This window comes from Actinomyces sp. 594 (assembly GCF_019325145.1).
GTDB lineage: Bacteria > Actinomycetota > Actinomycetes > Actinomycetales > Actinomycetaceae > Actinomyces.
This window is the reverse complement of record NZ_PIZC01000038.1, coordinates 140,841-142,616: the sequence shown is the minus strand read 5'-3', so window position 1 is coordinate 142,616 and position 1,776 is coordinate 140,841. Positions and strand designations below refer to the sequence as shown.

At 67.5% G+C, this 1,776-nt stretch carries 2 protein-coding genes; both read right to left on the bottom strand.

The genetic code is table 11. The features are described 5' to 3' along the window. Window positions 1-345: 345 nt before the first annotated feature. The gene (locus GZ998_RS06455; protein ID WP_161924663.1) at window positions 346-1,122 is read right to left on the bottom strand and encodes an SDR family oxidoreductase; all 777 of its coding nucleotides are present in this window, start codon (window positions 1,120-1,122) and stop codon (window positions 346-348) included. Window positions 1,123-1,437: 315 nt separating this feature from the next. Then, the coding region (locus tag GZ998_RS06450) for a response regulator transcription factor (RefSeq protein WP_219109389.1) at window positions 1,438-1,776 on the bottom strand (339 nt) is incomplete at its 5' end.

The window sequence follows — 1,776 nt, the reverse complement described above, 5'->3', positions numbered from 1 at the left end:
ACCCAGGGCCTCCCAGAATCTCACGACTTCTGACACTCCCAGATGTCATGAGATCCAACAGTCCCAGAAGTCATGAGACATCACAGTACCGTAGGGGTACGTAGCGTCACCGAAAGGTACGAAGCGTCGGTGCAAAGGTACGAACCGTCACCGGAAGTGCCGAACCGTCGCGCGGGGCGCACCAGCGTGCCCACCCGGTCCGCGCCCCTCGCAGCGGCGCACGCACCAGGGCGCCGACGCACGGCGGCAGCATCACCGGCGTCTGCTGCGCGCAGGCGGGCAAGCAGCCCGTGACGGCCCCTGAACCGGTTGTCTGATACAGCAGCCCGTCGTCGGCGAGCGCGGTTATATGGCCGTGTAGCCGCCGTCGACGGGGATGGCAGTGCCGGTGACGTAGGCAGAGGAAGGCGCGGCCAGGAACAGGGCGGCGGCGTCGAGCTCACCCTCCTGCCCGTAACGACCGACAGGAATGGCACGCTGGGCGTGCTCCTGGAAGAAGTCGGAGTCGAGGGTCTGGGTGGTCAGCTCGGTGTAGAAGTAGCCGGGGCAGATCGCGTTGACGGTAATGCCGTACTTGCCCCACTCGGCGGCCAGCGCCCGGGTGAGGTTCACGAGCCCGCCCTTGGCGGCATGGTACGGGGCGGAGCCGGCCACCATATTGCCCACCAGGCCATACATGGAGGAAATGTTGACGATCCTGCCGTAGCCGGCCGGAATCATCGCCTTCTTCGCGGCGGCGCGCGCCACGCGGAAGGAACCCAACAAGTCGATGTCGAACTCCTGCTGGAACTGCTCATCGGTCATGTCCTCCGCCGGGCCGACGGCACCGGTGCCCGCGTTGTTAACCAGGATGTCGAGCCGCCCGAACTTTTCCAGGACGGCGTCCACGACCGCTTCCACATTGGCGGTGTCGGTGATGTCGCAGCGGATGGCAAGGGTCTGCACGCCGAACTCCGTGGCGATCTCGGCAGCGACCGCCTCAATGCGCTCCACGCGGCGGGCGACGGCGACGATACTCGCGCCCGCCGAGGCCAGCGCCTTGGCCATCTGCACCCCCAGGCCGGAGGAGCAGCCGGTGACGAGGGCGACTTGCCCGGTCAGGTCGAAGTAGTTGCGGTCCATGGTGTCCGAGAGGCCTTTCTGTCGGGAGTTGCCAGGTGGCGGGGTGGTTCGGAGAGGCTGTGAACGCTAGGCGACGCCGGGATCGGTCAACGGCGACCGCACCAGGCGTGAGGCGAGCCTATGTGCTTAGACCTCCCGCTGGGAAGGATTGTCGTATTCATCGGTGCGGTGCTTACCCACCAGTACGGCGGCTGAGCAGGCTCCATTACTCCAAGCTCCCGACCAGGCGCGCCACCGCCCGGGGCTCGTCGGCCTCCACCACCACACCCTCAAACACGAAGCGCCCTGAGGCGAGCGGATACGGTTACGCCCAGGTCAGGGCCTCTGGGAGGTGCGGTAGTAGAGCACCGCGATCTGGGTGCGGTTGCGCAGGCCGAGCTTGGCCAGGATCGCACTGATGTGGTTGCGCACGGTGCCCTCGCTCAGGTGCAGCCGGTCCGCCGTCTCGGCGTTGTCGAGCCCCTCGCTGATGGCCTGAACCACCTCGTACTCGCGCGCGGTCAGCGCGGCGAAGGCCGGCGGCCGGGTGTCCTCCGACGTCGCCGGGCCCGCCGCCAGTCCCATGGCGGCGGTGCGTTCGAGTACCCGCCCCTCCAGGACGCGCATTCCGGTCATGACGCTGCGCAGTGCCGGGGCGATCTGTGCCACGTCCTG